The sequence below is a fragment of the Chitinimonas prasina genome, assembly GCF_030160395.1.
GTDB classification, from domain to species: domain Bacteria; phylum Pseudomonadota; class Gammaproteobacteria; order Burkholderiales; family Chitinimonadaceae; genus Chitinimonas; species Chitinimonas prasina.
The window spans coordinates 389-747 of the sequence record NZ_BSOG01000039.1 but is presented as its reverse complement, the minus strand read 5'-3'; the positions used below and the strand labels follow the sequence as shown (position 1 = coordinate 747).

1 protein-coding gene is annotated in these 359 nt (G+C 66.0%); it reads left to right on the top strand.

What is annotated here, in order from left to right; translation table 11 throughout:
* Window positions 1-359 (top strand): Mu transposase domain-containing protein (locus QQK16_RS21035; protein WP_439954247.1); only part of this gene is annotated, 359 nt, incomplete at both ends.

Genomic DNA, 359 nt, shown 5'->3' with positions numbered 1-359 from the left:
CTTGAGGCACTGGGAGGAGAACTGGGCTTCCAAACGCATCCACGGCAGCACGCGCCGTCAGGTCGAGGCGATGTTCCAGGAAGAGAAGCCGCACCTGCGGCCGCTGCCTGTCGCTCCCTTCCGCATCTTCACCGAAGTCGTCCGGACTGTCTGCGACGACACCACCGTACGCGTCGACAACAGCTATTACGCCGCGCGGCCCGCGCCGATCGGCAGCCAGGTCGTCGTGCGCATCTACACCACCACGATCGAGATCCGTGATCGCCACACCCGTGCGCTGCTGCGTGTTCATTCCCGGATGGCGCACCCCGGTTCTGTCGTCCTGCCGACCAGCGAACGGCCGTTCAACCCGTCGCGGC